15 protein-coding genes and 2 tRNA genes are annotated in these 18,067 nt (G+C 46.7%); 14 read left to right on the top strand and 3 right to left on the bottom strand.

The window, feature by feature from the left end:
• A complete protein-coding gene (locus LI091_RS15455) occupies positions 1–849 on the top strand; it encodes an MBL fold metallo-hydrolase (RefSeq protein ID WP_021651519.1) in 849 nt (282 codons plus the stop codon).
• Between the two features lie 109 nt (positions 850–958).
• Here the strand turns inward: LI091_RS15455 and LI091_RS15450 are convergent, their stop codons facing one another.
• A complete protein-coding gene (locus tag LI091_RS15450; protein WP_265191329.1) occupies positions 959–2,443 on the bottom strand; it encodes a DUF1846 domain-containing protein in 1,485 nt (494 codons plus the stop codon).
• A 175-nt stretch (positions 2,444–2,618) separates the two neighbouring features.
• On the opposite strand from LI091_RS15450, the gene ftsH reads away from it, so the two are divergent.
• From ftsH to LI091_RS15430, 4 genes are all read left to right on the top strand, one after another.
• The gene (gene ftsH / locus LI091_RS15445; RefSeq protein ID WP_021651517.1) at positions 2,619–4,757 is read left to right on the top strand and encodes an ATP-dependent zinc metalloprotease FtsH; all 2,139 of its coding nucleotides are present in this window, start codon (positions 2,619–2,621) and stop codon (positions 4,755–4,757) included.
• A gap of 72 nt (positions 4,758–4,829) precedes the next feature.
• The gene (gene uvrC, locus LI091_RS15440) at positions 4,830–6,677 is read left to right on the top strand and encodes an excinuclease ABC subunit UvrC (RefSeq protein ID WP_118608074.1); all 1,848 of its coding nucleotides are present in this window, start codon (positions 4,830–4,832) and stop codon (positions 6,675–6,677) included.
• 110 nt (positions 6,678–6,787) lie between these two features.
• Positions 6,788–7,735, top strand: a complete 948-nt coding sequence (gene hprK, locus LI091_RS15435) for an HPr(Ser) kinase/phosphatase (RefSeq protein WP_021651515.1) — start codon at positions 6,788–6,790, stop codon at positions 7,733–7,735.
• 13 nt (positions 7,736–7,748) lie between these two features.
• On the top strand, positions 7,749–8,684 hold the full coding sequence (locus LI091_RS15430; RefSeq protein ID WP_021651514.1) for an ROK family glucokinase: 936 nt from the start codon (positions 7,749–7,751) through the stop codon (positions 8,682–8,684).
• Between the two features lie 177 nt (positions 8,685–8,861).
• On the opposite strand, the gene LI091_RS15425 is transcribed toward LI091_RS15430, so the two are convergent.
• Positions 8,862–11,498 (bottom strand): transglycosylase domain-containing protein, encoded by a 2,637-nt coding sequence (locus tag LI091_RS15425; RefSeq protein WP_059086826.1) that lies wholly within the window; start codon positions 11,496–11,498, stop codon positions 8,862–8,864.
• Between the two features lie 178 nt (positions 11,499–11,676).
• Between LI091_RS15425 and LI091_RS15420 the strand changes: the two genes are divergently transcribed.
• The gene (locus LI091_RS15420) at positions 11,677–12,333 is read left to right on the top strand and encodes a YigZ family protein (RefSeq protein WP_173740917.1); all 657 of its coding nucleotides are present in this window, start codon (positions 11,677–11,679) and stop codon (positions 12,331–12,333) included.
• Between the two features lie 104 nt (positions 12,334–12,437).
• Here the strand turns inward: LI091_RS15420 and LI091_RS15415 are convergent, their stop codons facing one another.
• Complete coding sequence (locus LI091_RS15415) at positions 12,438–12,956, bottom strand: peptidylprolyl isomerase (RefSeq protein WP_021651510.1); 519 nt, start codon at positions 12,954–12,956, stop codon at positions 12,438–12,440.
• A 93-nt stretch (positions 12,957–13,049) separates the two neighbouring features.
• Here LI091_RS15415 and tsaE point away from each other — a divergent pair, with 93 nt between their 5' ends.
• From tsaE to LI091_RS15375, 8 genes are all read left to right on the top strand, one after another.
• Positions 13,050–13,490 carry a tRNA (adenosine(37)-N6)-threonylcarbamoyltransferase complex ATPase subunit type 1 TsaE gene (gene tsaE / locus LI091_RS15410; RefSeq protein WP_015525922.1) on the top strand — a complete coding sequence of 147 codons (441 nt, stop codon included), beginning with the start codon at positions 13,050–13,052 and terminating at the stop codon, positions 13,488–13,490.
• Positions 13,487–14,212, top strand: a complete 726-nt coding sequence (gene tsaB / locus LI091_RS15405) for a tRNA (adenosine(37)-N6)-threonylcarbamoyltransferase complex dimerization subunit type 1 TsaB (RefSeq protein WP_195656068.1) — start codon at positions 13,487–13,489, stop codon at positions 14,210–14,212. The genes tsaE and tsaB overlap by 4 nt, the downstream gene beginning before the upstream one ends.
• Positions 14,209–14,652, top strand: a complete 444-nt coding sequence (rimI, locus tag LI091_RS15400; RefSeq protein WP_195656067.1) for a ribosomal protein S18-alanine N-acetyltransferase — start codon at positions 14,209–14,211, stop codon at positions 14,650–14,652. Before tsaB ends, rimI begins: the two co-directional genes overlap by 4 nt.
• A gap of 77 nt (positions 14,653–14,729) precedes the next feature.
• Positions 14,730–15,641: a ribonuclease Z gene (locus LI091_RS15395; protein ID WP_015525919.1), complete on the top strand. Its 912-nt coding sequence runs from the start codon at positions 14,730–14,732 to the stop codon at positions 15,639–15,641.
• A 4-nt stretch (positions 15,642–15,645) separates the two neighbouring features.
• Positions 15,646–16,665 carry a tRNA (adenosine(37)-N6)-threonylcarbamoyltransferase complex transferase subunit TsaD gene (gene tsaD, locus LI091_RS15390; RefSeq protein WP_015525918.1) on the top strand — a complete coding sequence of 340 codons (1,020 nt, stop codon included), beginning with the start codon at positions 15,646–15,648 and terminating at the stop codon, positions 16,663–16,665.
• Between the two features lie 21 nt (positions 16,666–16,686).
• Entirely contained in the window at positions 16,687–17,391 is a 705-nt protein-coding gene (gene ispD, locus LI091_RS15385; protein WP_015525917.1) for a 2-C-methyl-D-erythritol 4-phosphate cytidylyltransferase, read from the top strand.
• A gap of 178 nt (positions 17,392–17,569) precedes the next feature.
• Positions 17,570–17,655 (top strand) — tRNA-Ser (locus LI091_RS15380).
• A 138-nt stretch (positions 17,656–17,793) separates the two neighbouring features.
• Positions 17,794–17,882 (top strand) — tRNA-Ser (locus LI091_RS15375).
• The last annotated feature ends 185 nt before the right edge of the window (positions 17,883–18,067 follow it).

The following is an 18,067-nucleotide window of genomic DNA, read 5'->3' as shown; positions in this document are numbered from 1 at the left end:
ATGCAGTTATTCAGGATCATTCCGTTGGAAAAAGATCTGTGGGCGATCAATGAAATAGATAAGACGGTTATGTATGTGATAAATGGAACAGAAAGAGCTCTTCTTCTGGATACGGGACTGGGACTTACCGATTTAAAAGAAGAAGTTTTGAAACTTTGTGGAGAAAAATCTCTGATTGTTGTAAATACTCATGCTCATGTGGATCATAATTCAGGAAATTATCAATTTGAAGAAGTATGTGTGGGAAGGTATGACGAACCTTTTTCCCATCAGATCGTAGACCAGGAGCTGAGAGAAATGTCTGAGCTCATGTTCTTTGAAATTCCTGAAAAAGAGGGATTTTCGTTTGAAATGTGGAATCCCGGACCGGCAAGAAAAATCTGTACAGTCAGGGATGGGGATATCTTTGATCTGGGAGATAAAAAACTTAAAGTTCTGGAAGTTCCCAGTCATACCCTGGGGTGTATTGCATTGTTTGAGGAGAAGAAAGGATGGCTTTTTACAGGAGATATCATGCTCACCTGGGAAGTGTGGGGACATTTGAATCCTGGAAAAAGTCCGCTTGCCCCATCTGCTTCTTTGCGTGTATACTATGAAAGCCTTTTAAAATTGAAGAAAATCAGAAAAAAAGTAAGCAGCGTTTTTCCTGCCCACGTCTGCGAAAAAGAAAAAGACTGTTATAAAAAGTATGCGTTATCTCCGGAAATTATAAATATATATTGTGACGGAATTGAGAAAATATTTTCAGGAGAACAGAAAGGTGAACCTTATTTTCATATGGTTGAAAACGGAAGTGTTGTGAAGTTTACAACAGGTGGTATTGTCTATCAGAAAGATCGAATGAATTAAACAGGAAAATATCGGCAAGTTGATTGATTATAGATTCCCTCAAAAAATCCCCTGTACGGTTCAGCGTTTATACGCAGATCCGGTACAGGGGATTTTGGTGTTTATAAGATCAGACTTTCTGATATTCTTTCTTTTTCTCAGCTTTTGCTTCGCAGGTAAGCTCAACACCAAGCTTACGGAAGCTGATCACATCCACATCGGAAAGCATTACGGAAGTATGAGCCTGGCATCCACGGAGATTCGGAATCTGTTCCAGGGCAAGGCGTGCGGCATCGCTGGTTGCGGCACTCATGGAAAGGGCAATCAGGATCTCATCAATGTGAAGACGTGGATTTTTGCTTCCAAGATATTTGGTCTTCAGCTGCTGGATCGGATGGATGGCATCCGGGGAGATCACATGAAGATCGTGATCGATTCCTGCCAGCTCTTTCAGGGCATTGAGAAGAAGCGCAGCGGATGCGCCGAGAAGATCGGATGTTTTTCCGCATACGATCTTTCCGTCAGGAAGTTCCATAGCGGCGGCAGGGCCATTGGTTGCTTTTTCTTTTTCGAGGGCAGCCGGAACAACCTTACGGTCAGTGATCTCTGCATGAGCCTGCTGGAGAAGAAGCTCGATCTTACGTACCTCATTCTCTGTGCCGGAGCCGGAAACCAGAGCGTTCATGCTCTTATAATAACGGCGGATGATCTCCTGGCGGGAAGCCTCCTGGCATACTTCATCGTCAACGATGCAGTTACCTGCCATGTTGACACCCATATCTGTCGGAGATTTATAAGGGCAGCTGCCCATGATCTTCTCAAACATGGCCTGTACAACAGGGAAAACTTCTACGTCACGGTTGTAGTTGACGGTAGTTTTGCCGTAAGCCTCCAGATGGAACGGGTCGATCATGTTGACATCGTTCAGATCTGCAGTGGCAGCTTCGTAGGCAAGGTTTACCGGATGTTTCAGAGGAAGGTTCCAGATCGGGAAGGTCTCAAATTTTGCATAGCCGGCTTTTACTCCTCGTTTGTATTCGTGGTAAAGCTGGGAAAGGCAGGTTGCCATCTTTCCACTTCCTGGTCCCGGTGCTGTGATCACGACCAGAGGTCTGGTAGTTTCAATATAATCATTCTTTCCATAACCCTCGTCACTTACAATAAAGGAAGTGTTGCTTGGATAGCCGGGGATCAGGTAAAGCTTGTAGACACGGATTCCCAGTTTCTCCAGACGTTTTTTGAAGAGATCGGCACTTTCCTGGCCGGAGTACTGTGTGATGCATACGCTTCCCACATACAGGCCACGGCTTGAAAACTCATCCATAAGACGGAGTACATCTTCGTCATAGGTGATCCCAAGATCGCCACGTATTTTATTCTTGTCAATGTCATTGGCACTGATAACAATAACGATCTCCGCCTGATCAGAAAGCTGCATCAGCATGCGGAGCTTGCTGTCCGGTTCAAAACCCGGAAGAACACGGGATGCATGGTAGTCGTCAAACAGTTTGCCGCCGAATTCAAGATAAAGCTTGTTGCCGAACTGACCGATTCTTTCACGGATGTGTTCTGACTGCATTTTCAGATATTTGTCATTATCAAAACCTATTTTCATTTGTCTGATTTCCTCTCCTCTTTAATTTTCCAATTCACTGGGAACAGTATACTACAACTTTACGTTCACTGGCAATATCCAATGCGGTGTTTTTTCGATGGTATTTTTGTAATCTCGCAGTTGATTTATATGGTTTTTCTCTTTATAATAAAGAAATGACAAGAGGAGGAAAAAAATGAATAATCAACTGAATAATGATCAGGACGGGAAGCGACCTGACAACAAAGATCCCAGGCAGGGATCAGGTAAAAATCATCAGTCGATTCTGGCTTTTCTGATATGCCTCCTGGTCACACTGGTGTGCTTCGCGTTGTTTACCAATATGCTGAAGGATAACAGCAGTGAGATCTCCTATGATAAATTTATCGATATGGTGGATAAGGACCAGGTTAAGGAAGTAACGATCCAGTCCAGTACATTGACGATCGTACCCAAGAAAAAGAATTCCAAGTACGAGGATATGAGCTATTACACCACGAAGACCGAAGACAGTACAGCACTTACCAAGAGACTGGAAGGAAAGGGAATCAAGTTTGAGACCGATCCGCCGGATGTTTTTGGTGAATTTGTTGCAATGATCCTGAGCGTGGTTCTGCCGACATTGCTTCTGTTCGGACTTCTGATGTTTTCCATGCGCCGCATGAACAAAGGCGGCGGGATCATGGGCATGGGCGTAGGCAAGAGCAAAGCCAAGGCATATGTGCAGCAGGAAACGGGCGTTTCCTTTAAGGATGTGGCAGGTCAGGATGAAGCCAAGGAATCTCTCCAGGAAGTTGTGGATTTTCTTCACAACCCCGGAAAATACACAGCCATCGGAGCCAAGCTGCCTAAGGGCGCACTTCTTGTAGGCCCTCCGGGAACCGGTAAGACATTACTTGCCAAGGCTGTTGCAGGTGAAGCGCAGGTACCGTTCTTCTCTCTTTCCGGCTCGGAATTTGTGGAGATGTTTGTGGGCGTGGGTGCCTCACGTGTCCGTGACCTTTTCGAGGAAGCCAAGAAGAATGCTCCGTGTATCGTATTTATCGATGAGATCGATGCCATTGGTAAAAGCCGTGATTCCCGCTATGGCGGCGGAAATGATGAGCGTGAGCAGACATTGAACCAGCTGCTTGCGGAGATGGATGGCTTTGATACATCCAAGGGACTTCTGATCCTTGCTGCGACCAACAGACCGGAGGTTCTTGATCCGGCTCTTCTCCGTCCGGGACGTTTTGACAGACGTGTGATCGTTGACAGACCGGATCTTAAAGGAAGGGTGGATATCCTGAAGGTACATGCCAAGAACGTGCTTCTGGATGACACCGTTGATTTTGAAGCTATTGCACTTGCAACTTCCGGTGCGGTAGGCTCTGATCTTGCCAATATGATCAATGAGGCTGCGATCCTTGCAGTCAAGAAGGGACGTAAAGCTGTATCACAGAAGGACCTGGAAGAATCCGTAGAGGTAGTTCTGGTGGGAAAAGAGAAGAAGGATCGTATCTTAAGCAAACAGGAACGCCGGATCGTATCCTACCATGAAGTCGGACACGCACTGGTAAATGCACTCCAGAAGGATGCGGAGCCTGTACAGAAGATCACCATCGTACCCCGTACCATGGGAGCACTGGGTTACGTTATGCAGGTACCTGAGGAAGAAAAATATCTCAACACCAAGAAAGAGCTGGAAGCTATGCTGGTAGGCTATCTTGGCGGACGTGCTGCAGAGGAGATCGTTTTTGACACAGTCACTACAGGTGCTGCCAATGATATTGAGCAGGCTACCAAGGTGGCCAGAGCCATGATCACACAGTATGGTATGTCAGAGAAGTTCGGACTGATGGGACTTGCCACACAGGAGAACCAGTATCTCAGCGGAAGAGCAGTTTTAAACTGTGGTGATGATACCGCAACAGAGATCGATCATGAGGTGATGAAGCTTCTCCACCATTCCTATGAGGAAGCCAAGAGGATCCTTGGAAGTCACAGAACAGAGATGGATAAGATCGCAGAATATCTGATCCGCAAGGAAACCATTACAGGTAAAGAGTTCATGAAGATCCTCCGTGCAGTTCAGCAGGGCCTGGATATCCCGGAGAATCTGGATGATCTGGTACTTTCCGAGGATGAAAAAGAAGTGTCCAATAAACAGGATATTGAAATGATCGCGGAAAATAACGAGGCTGCAAAAAGTACAGAATCGGTTCAGTTCAGACCGGAGATATCCGGACAGGAACTGACAGAGGATATGCAGGCACCGGAGAAAACAGAAGAATCTGCTCAGACAACAGATAGCGATCATGCAGAAACAGAAGAAAAGCCGGGATCACAGGCATAAAACAGATCATAAGAAAACCGGGAGAAATCCCGGTTTTCTTATTACTGTAATAGTAAAACAGGAGAATAAAGTATGTTCATAATCGAGGAAGAATTAAAGAAGCTTCCGGCAAAACCGGGAGTTTATATCATGCATGGCGAGAAAGACGAGATCATCTATGTGGGAAAAGCCATAAGCCTTAAGAATCGTGTGCGCCAGTATTTCCAGAGCAGTCGTAATAAAGGTGCCAAGATTGAACGGATGGTTACACATATTACCAGATTTGAGTACATTATTACGGATTCGGAGCTGGAAGCCCTTGTGCTGGAGTGTAATCTTATCAAGGAACATCGTCCGAAATATAATACTATGCTCAAAGATGACAAGAGCTATCCGTTTATTAAGGTGACAGTTCATGAGCCATACCCGAGAGTGCTTTTTGCCAGGAGAATGAAAAAGGACAAGGCAAGATATTTTGGCCCCTATACAAGCGGCGGAGCAGTAAAGGACGTGATCGAACTAGTGCGGAAGCTGTATCAGGTACGCTCCTGCAACCGCAGTCTTCCGAGAGATACCGGAAAGGACCGGCCCTGTCTGTACTATCATATGAAGCAGTGCAAGGCACCCTGCCAGGGATATGTCAGCCAGGAAGAATACCGGAAGAATATCAATAAGGTGATCAAATTTCTGAATGGAGATTTTCAGGACGCCATTAGTGAGCTGATGGAAAAAATGCAGAAAGCTTCGGAGGAAATGCGCTACGAAGATGCTATGGAATACCGGGACCTGATCAGCAGTATCCGGAAGATCGGGGAACGTCAGAAGATCACCGGCTACGGGCAGGAGGACAGGGACATCATTGCAGTAGCCATGGATGACAGTGAAGACCTCAGGGATCAGGATGCGGTTGTCCAGGTGTTTTTTATCCGAGATGGCAGGCTGATCGGCAGAGATCATTTTTATCTCCGTGTGGCAAAGGGCGATACAAAGGCGCAGGTCCTTTCCAGCTTTCTGAAACAGTTTTATGCGGGAACGCCATTTATCCCATCTGAGATCATGCTGCAAAGTGAGATCGAAGATGCAGATATCATCGAGGAGTGGCTGTCAGGAAGAAGAAAGCAGAAGGTACACATCCGGGTCCCGAAGAAGGGAACCAAGGAAAAGCTGGTAGAACTTGCCCTAGAAAATGCCCGTATGGTACTTGCCAAGGACAGAGAACGGATCAGGCGGGAGGAAGGACGAACCATCGGAGCTGTTCACGAGGTGGAAGAATGGCTGGGTTTGAAAAATGTGGTGCGCATGGAAGCTTACGATATTTCCAATATCAGTGGCTTTGAGTCTGTGGGATCCATGGTAGTTTATGAAAAAGGCCGTCCCAAACGCAGTGATTACCGTAAGTTCAAGATCAAATGGGTACAGGGACCCAACGATTATGCCAGCATGGAAGAGGTTCTGACCCGAAGGTTCACTCATGAGAGTAACGGAGAATTTGACAGCTTTGCAAGGCTTCCGGATCTGATCCTGATGGATGGTGGAAGAGGGCAGGTAAATATCGCTCTGAAGGTACTGAATGAGCTTGGGATAAGCATCCCGGTCTGCGGTATGGTCAAGGATGATCATCATCGGACGAGAGGCCTGTATTTCAACAATGTGGAGATTCCCATTGACACATCCGGCGAAGGCTTCCGCCTGATCACCAGGATTCAGGATGAAGCCCACCGGTTTGCCATTGAATACCATCGTTCCCTCAGGAGCAGGGAACAGGTCCATTCTATCCTGGATGATATCCCGGGGATCGGTGATACCAGGAGGAAAGCTCTTCTGCGTAAATTTAAATCTGTGGAAAATATCCGGGATGCATCGGAGGAAGAACTGGCACAGACAGAGAGCATGAATGCCAGAAGCGCCCGTCAGGTCTATGAATTTTTTCATAAATCCTGATGCTGCATTGCAGTTTCAGCAGTGATTGTGTATAATTAAAGATAAGGTGTCTCACGCCTCGGTAAAACGGCAGTGAGAATGCAAACTTTCAGCGAAAAGGAGACAAAAGTATGAAGGGTGTACAGTTGACAAAGATGGTACAGGAACTGGAGCTTAATAATCTGACTCCGGAGATCGACCTGTCAGGCATCGTGATCAAGACTGCGGAGATCAACAGACCTGCGCTTCAGCTTACCGGATATCTGGAGCATTTTGCCAATGAACGAGTTCAGATCATCGGATATGTAGAGTATACGTATCTGATGCAGCTTAATGAGGAGGAGAGACGTTTTAAATATGAACGTTTCATTTCCAGCAAGATCCCATGTGTTATTTTCAGTACCATGACTCGTCCGTCTCAGGACATGATCGATCTGGCTGTTAAATATAATGTTCCGACATTCGTGACAGAAAGAACAACTTCCAGTTTTATGGCAGAGATCATCCGTTGGCTGGGCGTGCAGCTTGCACCATGTATTTCTATTCATGGTGTGCTGGTTGATGTTTACGGCGAGGGAATCCTGATCACAGGTGAGAGCGGTATCGGTAAGAGTGAGGCAGCCCTGGAGCTGATCAAGAGAGGTCATCGTCTTGTCAGTGATGATGTTGTTGAGATCCGTAAGGTCAGTGACGTAACACTGGTGGGATCTGCGCCGGATATCACACGTCACTTTATCGAACTTCGTGGTATCGGTATCATCGATGTAAAAACACTGTTCGGTGTTGAGAGCGTTAAGGATACCCAGTCTATCGATCTCGTGATCAAGCTTGAGGAGTGGGACAGAGACAAGGAATACGATCGTCTTGGACTGCATGAGGAGTATACAGAGTACCTTGGAAATAAGGTAGTATGCCATTCTCTTCCGATCCGTCCGGGCCGTAACCTGGCGATCATCGTTGAGGCAGCGGCTGTCAATCACAGACAGAAGAAGATGGGATACAATGCGGCAGAGGCTCTGTACAAGCGTGTACAGGCAAATCTTGCGAAAAAAAGAGAAAATCCGGATGACGAAGAATAAGAGAGGGTAAGAAATGGGAACATATTGTTTTGGAATCGATGTAGGTGGAACAACTGTAAAATGCGGACTTTTCCGTACGGATGGTACTCTTGTTGAGAAATGGGAGATTCCAACCCGTAAAGAAAACAATGGAGATCAGATCCTTCCTGATGTGGCAGCAGCAGTAAATGCCAAGATGGAAGAAAAGGGTATCTCCAAAGAGGAGGTGGAAGGCGTCGGGATCGGTGTTCCGGGACCGGTAAACTCCAAAGGCGAAGTATCACGTGCAGTAAATCTCTTCTGGGGATATAAGAACGTTGTGGGAGAGATGGAAGAACTTACAGGTCTTCATGCGGAAGCTGGAAATGACGCCAATGTAGCGGCATTGGGAGAGGCATGGAAGGGTGCTGCAGCAGGCTCCTCCGATGTGATCATGGTCACACTTGGAACAGGTGTAGGCGGTGGTATCATTGTTGATGGAAAGATCGTGACCGGACATCACGGAGCTGGCGGTGAGATCGGACATGCCAATGTGGATCATCATGAAACAGAATCCTGCAACTGCGGAAACAGGGGCTGTCTGGAACAGTATGCTTCTGCGACCGGAATTGTCCGCATGGCAAAAAAAGAGCTTGCAGCTTCCGGTGAGAACAGTGTTCTCAGAGATGCCGAAGAGATTTCAGCAAAAGCAGTTCTGGACGCATTTAAGGAGAATGATCCGGTAGCTGTAGCAACCATGGAAAAGGTCGGAGAGCAGCTGGGTGGTGCTCTTGCCATTATTTGCTGTGTGACAGATCCGGAGACCATTGTTATCGGCGGAGGAGTTTCCAAGGCCGGACAGCCGCTTATTGACTGTATCCGGAAATATTACAGAGAGTATGCTTTTGAATCCTGCAAGGATACTCCTATCGTGATCGCGACACTTGGCAATGATGCAGGAATCTACGGTGCAGCCAAGATGGTACTTTAACCGAACCAGGGAAGTACCCTGCTTCAATTGCGAAAAGTAATAAGCGGTGGGTGGGACTTGCCTGAACTGATAAACTGCGAGACAGTAAGAAGTTATTAAAAGTAAAAAAAGTGGTTTCCATATTTCAGGAAACCACTTTTTTTATATGTTGTTTATGAAAGATACCTATAATGGAGATCATTCATAATATTCTACCGGATCTTCGCCGGTGTCATCGCCACCGGTATCATTGCTGTTATCATAGCTGCCGTCATCACCACCGGTGTTGTCGTCTGTTCCGGAATTGTCAGTATCATCACCGGTATTATCGGAACCGTCATCGGAATTGTCAGTATTGTCAGTGTCGGTGCTGTCAGTACTGTCCGGAGCTGCGCTTGGAATCGCTTCAGCTGCTGCATCGGTATCGGCGTCCGTATCTTCGTTATAATAATAGTCCTCTTCATCGTAATCGCTGCTGCCGTAGAAATGCTGATCACAGTATTCGGTGGGAAGACTGGAGATATCAAAATACTCTGTGATAGTCGGGCATCCGGATCTGGGAAGAAGACCGGTTTCTGCGCAGACACTGGCTTTTTCCACACTGGAAGGCATATCGAAATCTCTGTCCTCCAGGCCCTCGTGGATACGGGTCATAACCTTTTTCCAGAGATTTTTGTGGAAGTTACGGGCATCTTCCGGAATTTTTTCGTTGTTGTCATAGCCGGACCATACTGCACAGGTGTAGTACGGTGTGTAGCCTACGAACCACAGGTCATTGTAGTCCTCTGTAGTACCTGTTTTTCCGGCTACAGTCATATTGTCCAGCTGGCAGGCGGTACCGGTACCTTTTTTTACAACGTCTTCCATGGCGCTTGTAAGAAGATAAGCGGTACTGTCTTTGATCACAGATCTGGAAACGGAGGAGTTCTCGATCAGAACATTTCCGTCATGATCAAGGATCTGTGTATAATAGATCGGTTTGATATAGTTCCCGCCATTAGCAATGGCTGCATATGCAGCACAAAGTTCCACGTTCTTGACACCTTTGGTGATACCGCCAAGAGCAGTAGCCAGGTTGGCGTCACTCCAGATATTTCCGTTGGCATCTTTATCTGCCTCAGTTCCGTGAGCTAGTGTGGTGAAACCGAAATCATCCAGATATTTAAGGCCGAGAGCCGGGGTAACCTGCTCCAGGCATTTAACAGCTACAACGTTGATGGAATTCTGGATCGCTTTGCGGATGGTGGTCTCGCCGCCGTAGCTTCTTGAGGCGTTGTTGACAGGAGATCCGTCCGGGTATTCGTAAGGCTCATCCATAAAGGTTGTAGCAAGTGTATCGCCTTTTTCGTTCAACGCAGGTGCATAGGTGGAAACGATCTTAAAGGTAGAACCAGGCTGTCTGGTCGTATCAGTGGCACGGTTCAGGGTCAGGCTGGCTGTTTTTTCGCCACGGCCTCCGATCAGGGCTTTTACGTAACCGGTATGCTGGTCAATGACAGTCATGGAAGACTGTGGCTGTGGCGCAAAGTTTACACGCTCAGATACTACGGTGCTTCCGTCTGCCAGGATGTTAGCCTTGTATTGATCCACATACTGCTGACCTTCCTCAGGAGAATCAAAGAGAAGATCAAATTCCGGATCCTGATCACGGAAATACAGCTGCAGCATTTCTTTGCTGTAGTTTGTCTGTTTTCCATCCGGGCTTTGTACAGTCAGTGCATAATCCAGTTCATACTGAACATTGGCCGGATAGTTATCAGGGTTTGCATATTCCTCATCAAGGATCTGCTGCATGTTGGAATCCAGGGTTGTCATGATCTTCAGACCACCGCTGTAAAGAAGATTGGTAGCCTGTGTCTTGGTATATCCTTTAATGTTCATCAGGTCGCTGATGACCTGATTGGTAACCTCATCTTCGAAATACGTGTAAACGGTACTTTCTTCTTCGGTGTTCTCAAGCTGTGCGGCCTGGATACGGGAATAAACGTCATCATTCAGTGCTGCATTATATTCATCCTGTGAGATGTAATTCTGATCCAGCATGTGATCCAGGACTTCCTTCCGTCTCTTGGAGTTTGCTTTTGGATTGGTGATCGGATTGAATTTGGTAGGGTTCTGTGTGATGCCGGCAAGGGTGGCACATTCAGAAAGGTTCAGATCCCATACGTCTTTGTTAAAGTATTTTTTGGAAGCGGCCTGTACACCGTAGGAACCTGCACCCAGGTTAATGGTATTCAGGTAATTCTCAAGAATCACATTTTTGTCATATTTTTTTTCAATCTGTACAGCAAGGTACTGCTCCTGGAACTTACGTGTGAAACGTTCCAGCTGTGTGGATTCGTTGGTCCAGTCAGTGAAAACATTATTCTTCAGAAGCTGCTGTGTGATGGTACTGGCACCCTCGGAAAAGTTACCGGTGGTGATCGCCTTCATTCCGGCACGTGCGATACCGCGGACATCAATACCGTTATGTTCATAAAAACGCTCATCCTCAATGGCTACCACTGCATGCTGCAGACTGACCGGGATCTGGTCCAGGGAGACCGGAAGACGGTTGGATGTAGGGGCTGAAAGCTGTCGGATCTGTGTTCCCTGGTCATCATACAGGAAGGTTGCATATCCGAGAGGTGAAATATCCACATCGTTGACGTCAGGTGCTCCGGCGATCACGCCCCGGAAGGAGCCGATACCAAGGCAGACAACCATGACGCAGACTGCGATCAGAGCTGTAAATAAAACCCGGATAAACGAAACATGTGCTCTTTTTTCCAGCATGGAAGTACGGGAGATCAGAGCATTCCGCTTCTTGGAAGTGGATCTTTTTCCGTAGTTCATAATATTCCTCCTTTATAATCCGTTTCATTATAACAAATATGAGATGCCAAATAAAGCCTTAAAAAAAATTTCACAATTCATGATATCTTATACATTGTGCAATGAAGATAATTATTATACAATAAAGAAAACTCTGCCTGAAACAGAGGGTTGGATATAGATAACGGAGGCGTAAACCATGCTGGAACATTATAAAACCATATACGAAGGCGGCGAAGGCGAACTTGTGGAAAAAAAATCCCGTTTCATCGCAACCGTCCGTCCTGTGGAAACAGAAGAAGAGGCCCTTGCCTTTATCGAAGAAATGAAAAAAAAATACTGGGATGCACGTCATAACTGCTATGTATATTCCGTAGGGATGAACCGGGAAGCCACCCGCTGCAGTGATGACGGAGAACCATCCGGAACAGCCGGAAGGCCTATGCTGGATGTGCTTCTGGGAGCCGGGATCTATAATGCGGCCATTGTGGTGACCAGATATTTTGGAGGTGTCCTTCTTGGGACAGGAGGGCTTGTGCGGGCATATTCCGGTGCAGTCCAGGCAGGACTGGCGGCAAGTACCGTCATTGAGAAGCATCATGGAATCTCTCTTCAGGTGACGACGGATTATACAGGGATCGGAAAGATCCAGTATATCGCAGGAGAAAGAAGTTTGCCGATCCTGGATTCCGAATATACCGACAAGGTTGTCTTGAAGCTTCTTGTGCCGGATGATCAGGTCGAAGAGGTGAAGAAGGCGATCACAGAAGGAACAAACGGAAGAGCCGGACTTGAGAAGGATGCAGAACTGTATTTTGCGAAAGTAAACGGAGAAGTGAGGACCTTCGAAAAGTAAAAGAAAAGAGAATGTCAGTATAAAAATACCCCGGGAAGAGGGCAGATGATCTGCGTTACAGTCTGCTCTTCGCGGGGCTTTTTTATTTCAGAAAATTATGCCTGTCAGCATTTCTCCGGTTCCGGATAATCCACACCAAAGGTATCAACAGTCATGGAGCTGATCTTCTGTTCGTCAAGAGGACGGTCACTGTAGTCCGTGTCTGTCTCTGCGATAGCATTTACAACATCCATGCCCTCAATGATCTGACCGAATGCAGCATAGCTTCCGTCAAGATGCGGAGCAGCCTTGTGCATGATAAAGAACTGGCTTCCGGCAGAGTTCGGATTCATGGCTCTTGCCATGGAGAGAACACCTGGTGTATGCTTCAGGTCGTTTTTGAAACGGTTCTGGGAGAACTCACCCTTGATGCTGTATCCCGGGCCACCCATACCGGTTCCGTCCGGGCATCCGCCCTGGATCATAAAGCCGTTGATGACACGGTGGAAGATCAGGCCGTCATAAAAGCCTTTTTTTACAAGGCTGATGAAGTTATTTACTGTGTTCGGGGCAACTTCCGGATATAATTCCGCTTTCATTACATCGCCATTATCCATTGTGATGGTAACGATAGGATTTGCCATAGTTTTCGCACTCCTTTTCAAAAAGTATTGTATTTCGCTGTTCGCTCTATTATAATATGCAAAGAATAATTGTGCAAGAAAAAGGTGGAAAATATGGTCATAGAAACGCATGATCCTGAGGAAACATTCGAGGTCGGAAGGACGATCGGAATGAATGCGAAGCCGGGACAGATCTACACACTGACAGGCGATCTGGGAGTTGGAAAAACCGTGTTCACACAGGGAGTGGCAGCAGGTCTTGGAATTACAGAACCTGTAAACAGCCCTACATTTACCATTATCCAGGAATATGAAGACGGACGTCTGCCATTTTATCATTTTGATGTATATCGTATCGGGGATCTGGAAGAAATGGAAGAGATCGGATACGATGATTATTTTTTCGGGCAGGGAATCTGTCTGATCGAATGGGCGGAACTCATTGAGGAGATCCTGCCGGAAAAAAGGATCGAAGTTACCATTGAAAAAGATCTTGAGAAGGGCTTTGAATACAGAAAGATCACCATTGAGGAGAGAGGAGAAAAGACAGAATGAGAGTTTTGGCACTGGACAGTTCCGGAATCGTGGCATCCGTAGCCGTTGTGGAGGACGATACACTGGTAGCGGAATATACAGTTAATTATAAGAAAACACATTCCCAGACTCTTCTTCCCATGCTGGATGAGATTGTGAAGATGACAGAGCTGGATCTGAAAACGATTGACGCTATTGCGGTAGCCAAGGGACCGGGCTCTTTTACCGGACTCCGTATTGGCTCTGCCACAGCCAAGGGACTTGGACTTGCCCTTGACAAACCACTGGTCGGGATTCCGACTGTGGAGGCACTGGCCTATAATCTCTATGATGTAAACGGACTGATCTGTCCGATCATGGATGCCAGAAGAAAGCAGGTTTATACGGGAATCTATCGTTACGAGGATCACAGGCTCATGACGGTAAAGGATCAGATGGCAGTGGGAATTGAGGAGCTTCTTTCCATGCTGAATGAGATGGGAGAAGCCGTAACATTCCTCGGAGACGGAGTCCCGGTATTTAAAGATATCATCGCAGATAAGATTACTGTACCGTTTTCTTTTGCACCGGCCCATCTTTCCAGACAGAGAGCAGGTGCTGTAGGTGCACTTGGTGTCCTTTATTATAAAGAAGGCAGAACCGAGACAGCGGCTGAGCACAAACCGGATTATCTCCGTGTTTCACAGGCTGAGCGGGAGCGTGCCCAGAAACTGAAAAAAGGATCAGAAGGGGAAAACGCATGATCTTAAGAGAAATGCTTGTGGATGATCTGGATCAGGTTATGGAGATCGAAGCGGAACTTTTTTCAGTCCCCTGGACAAAAGAGGGATTTCTGACATTTCTTATGAAAGAGAATGGGATGTTTCTTGTTGTGGAAGAAAAGGGCCGGATCCTGGGATATTGTGGTCTTCTTACGGTGCTGGATGAGGGGGATGTGACCAATGTGGCTGTCCGCAGAGACCGTCAGAGAGAGGGAATCGGAAATTTCCTTATGGAAAGTATGATCCGTCTGGCAGAAGAGCGTGGGATCACCATGATCCATCTGGAGGTCCGGGCAGGAAATGAGACTGCGATCCGGCTTTATGAACGTCAGGGATTTGTGCGGGATGGCCTGCGAAAGGGATACTATACAGATCCCACAGAGGATGCTGTTCTTATGACACGCACCGCAGTTTCTGAATAGGCTTACCCGGGAGAGGTACTTGTCTGTACGGGATAAGTATGCTAAACTTTGCCACAGAACAGGAAAAGAGGAAAAATATGTTAGATGTTTGTTTACTTGGCTGCGGAGGAATGATGCCGCTGCCACGCAGATGGCTCACCGCACTGATGACCCGTTATAACGGCAGCAGTCTGATGATCGATTGCGGGGAAGGCACTCAGGTGGCCATTAAAGAAAAGGGCTGGAGCTTCAAGCCTATTGATGTGATCTGTTTTACCCATTATCATGGGGATCATATCAGCGGACTTCCGGGACTCCTTTTGACTATGGGAAATGCAGACCGCACAGAACCGCTGACTCTGGTAGGCCCAAGAGGACTGGAACGTGTGGTAAGTGCACTTCGTGTGATCGCACCGGAGCTGCCCTTTGAAATTAAATTTATCGAGATCACGAAACCGGAGGAAGTTCTGGAACTGAATGGGTACCGGATCACTGCATTTCGGGTGAACCATAATGTTACCTGCTATGGCTATACCCTTGAGATCCTGCGCCAGGGAAAATTTTCTCCTGACAGTGCCAGGGAGCATGAGATCCCGCTGAAATTCTGGAATCCGCTGCAGAAGGGACAGACTGTGGAGGATGAAGGAAGGATCTACACACCGGATATGGTGCTTGGTCCGCCAAGAAAAGGGATCAAGCTTACCTATACCACAGATACCAGACCGACAGAGTCTATTTTACGTAATGCAAAAGGTTCCGATCTTTTTATCTGTGAGGGAATGTACGGTGAAGATGACAAGATCGAAAAGGCAAAAGGCTACAAACACATGACGTTTCGTGAAGCGGCCACTCTTGCCCGTGATGCGGAAGTGGGGGAAATGTGGCTGACCCATTACAGCCCTTCTCTGGTACGTCCGGATGATTACATGGATACAGTACGTGAGATCTTTCCGAAGGCATGGCCGGGAAAAGACGGGAAGAGTGTGGAACTGAATTTTGAAGAGGACTGAAAAAATGAAAGATACATTAATTCTTGGTATTGAGAGCTCCTGTGATGAAACGGCAGCTTCCGTTGTAAAAAATGGAAGGACTGTCTTATCAAACGTGATTTCCTCACAGATCGAGATCCATAAACTGTACGGAGGTGTTGTACCGGAGATCGCCTCCAGAAATCATATAGAAAGGATCAACCAGGTCATCCAGGAAGCGCTGGACGAGGCAAATGTCACTCTGGATGATATTGATGCTATCGGTGTAACCTATGGACCGGGGCTTGTCGGTGCACTTCTTGTAGGTGTGGCAGAAGCCAAGGCTATTGCCTATGCAAGAAACCTGCCACTGGTAGGCGTGCATCATATAGAAGGCCATGTTTCTGCCAATTATATTGAGCATCCGGATTTGGAACCGCCGTTTCTCTGTGCCATTGTATCCGGTGGACACACCCATCTTGTTATTGTGAAGGACTACGGCCAGTTTGAGATCCTGGGCCGAACCAGAGACGATGCGGCAGGTGAGGCATTTGATAAGGTTGCACGTGCCATTGGGCTGGGATATCCGGGAGGACCGAAGATCGATAAGCTGGCAAAGGAAGGAAATCCGGACGCTATCGAGTTTCCACGTGCAAAAATCGGCGAAAATCCGTATGATTTCAGCTTCAGCGGCGTGAAGTCCGCAGTTCTTAATTATTTAAACGGGGCAAAAATGAAAGGTGAGGAAGTAAACCGTGCAGATATCGCGGCATCCTTCCAGAAGGCGGTTGTTGACGTACTGGTAGAGCATACCATGCAGGCAGCAGCTGATTTTGGCATGAAAAAGGTTGCCATTGCAGGAGGTGTTGCTTCCAACGGAGCACTTCGCACTGCTATGGAAAAAGCATGTACAGAACGTGGATACAAATTTTACCGTCCGTCACCGATCTTCTGTACGGATAACGCAGCGATGATCGGTGTGGCAGCTTACTATGAATATATCAGGGGAACACGCCACAGCTGGGATCTGAATGCGGTTCCGAACCTGAAGCTTGGCGAAAGATAAAAGAATCCGGGGTAATTGATCATGGGAGAGTGCAGAAATACAGCTATTGTCCTGGCAGCAGGCCAGGGAAAGAGAATGCACAGCAAAATACAGAAGCAGTTTATGGAGCTTGACGGGATGCCGGTGCTCTGTTATTCTCTGCGCTGTTTTCAGGAAAGTCCGCTGATCAGGGATGTGATCCTGGTAACAGGGGAGGAGTATGTTTTCTGGTGCAAAGAAGAAATCGTGGAAAAATATGGTTTTACAAAGGTTTCTGCTGTAGTATCCGGCGGAAAAGAACGGTACGATTCTGTTTATGAAGGACTTCGTGCGTGTAAAGATACAGAGTATGTGCTGATCCATGACGGTGCCAGACCATTTATTGATCATGGGATCATTGAAAGAGGACTTATGGCAGCAGCACAGACAGGTGCCAGTGTTACAGGCATGCCTTCCAAGGATACAGTTAAGATCGCAGATGAGGATGGGAATGTCAGTGAAACTCCGGATCGCAGCAGTGTATGGATCGTCCAGACTCCGCAGATCTTTCAATACCCGCTGATCTATGGCGCATATACCAGCATTCGGCAGAAGGAAATGACCGGAATTACAGATGATGCCATGGTTGCAGAACATGAGACCGGGGTGAAGATCCGCTTTTCAGAAGGTTCTTATCGCAATATCAAGATCACAACACCGGAAGATCTGGTGGTTGCGGAGGCATTTTTGAAGGAAAACAGAGAGTAGAATAGAGAGTAGAACAGGGTGAAAATCCCGGTAAATATGGACATATAGCAGAAATTGAAGCTATATGTCCAATTTTTTGAAAAAAATATCAAATTTGTTATTGACAGGGGAGATATTTGATGATAGAATACAACATGCGCTGACAAAACAGCACAAAAAATGTTGAAAAACATTATATGGAGAGATATCGAAGTGGTCATAACGAGGCGGTCTTGAAAACCGTTTGTCCGCAAGGGCGCGTGGGTTCGAATCCCACTCTCTCCGTTTGTCAAATACAGAATAAAAACTTTTTAAAAAAGTTAAAAAAGTACTTGACAACATAAAAGATACGAGATATAATATCACCTGTCGCTGAGAACGGCAGAGATAAATATCGGAACTACTTAGTAAGTAGGGCAATTTGGAGAAGTACCCAAGCTGGCCGAAGGGGCTCCCCTGGAAAGGGAGTAGGTCGTTAACGCGGCGCGAGGGTTCAAATCCCTCCTTCTCCGCTTTGATTTTTCTGAAGACTAAATGCTTCAAAAAAATTAAAAAAAGTTCTTGACAAGCAGTTGAGAATGAGATAAAATGAACGAGCTGTCTGAGAGACAGACACAACAAACCTTGATAACTAAACAGTGGAACACATACGATTCTCGAAAATTTCTTTACATTTAAAGAACGGTTTAAACAAACC

The organism is Blautia sp. MSK20_18, assembly GCF_020553125.1.
Classification (GTDB): domain Bacteria; phylum Bacillota; class Clostridia; order Lachnospirales; family Lachnospiraceae; genus Blautia_A; species Blautia_A fusiformis.
This window is presented reverse-complemented; position numbering and strand designations above follow the sequence as displayed.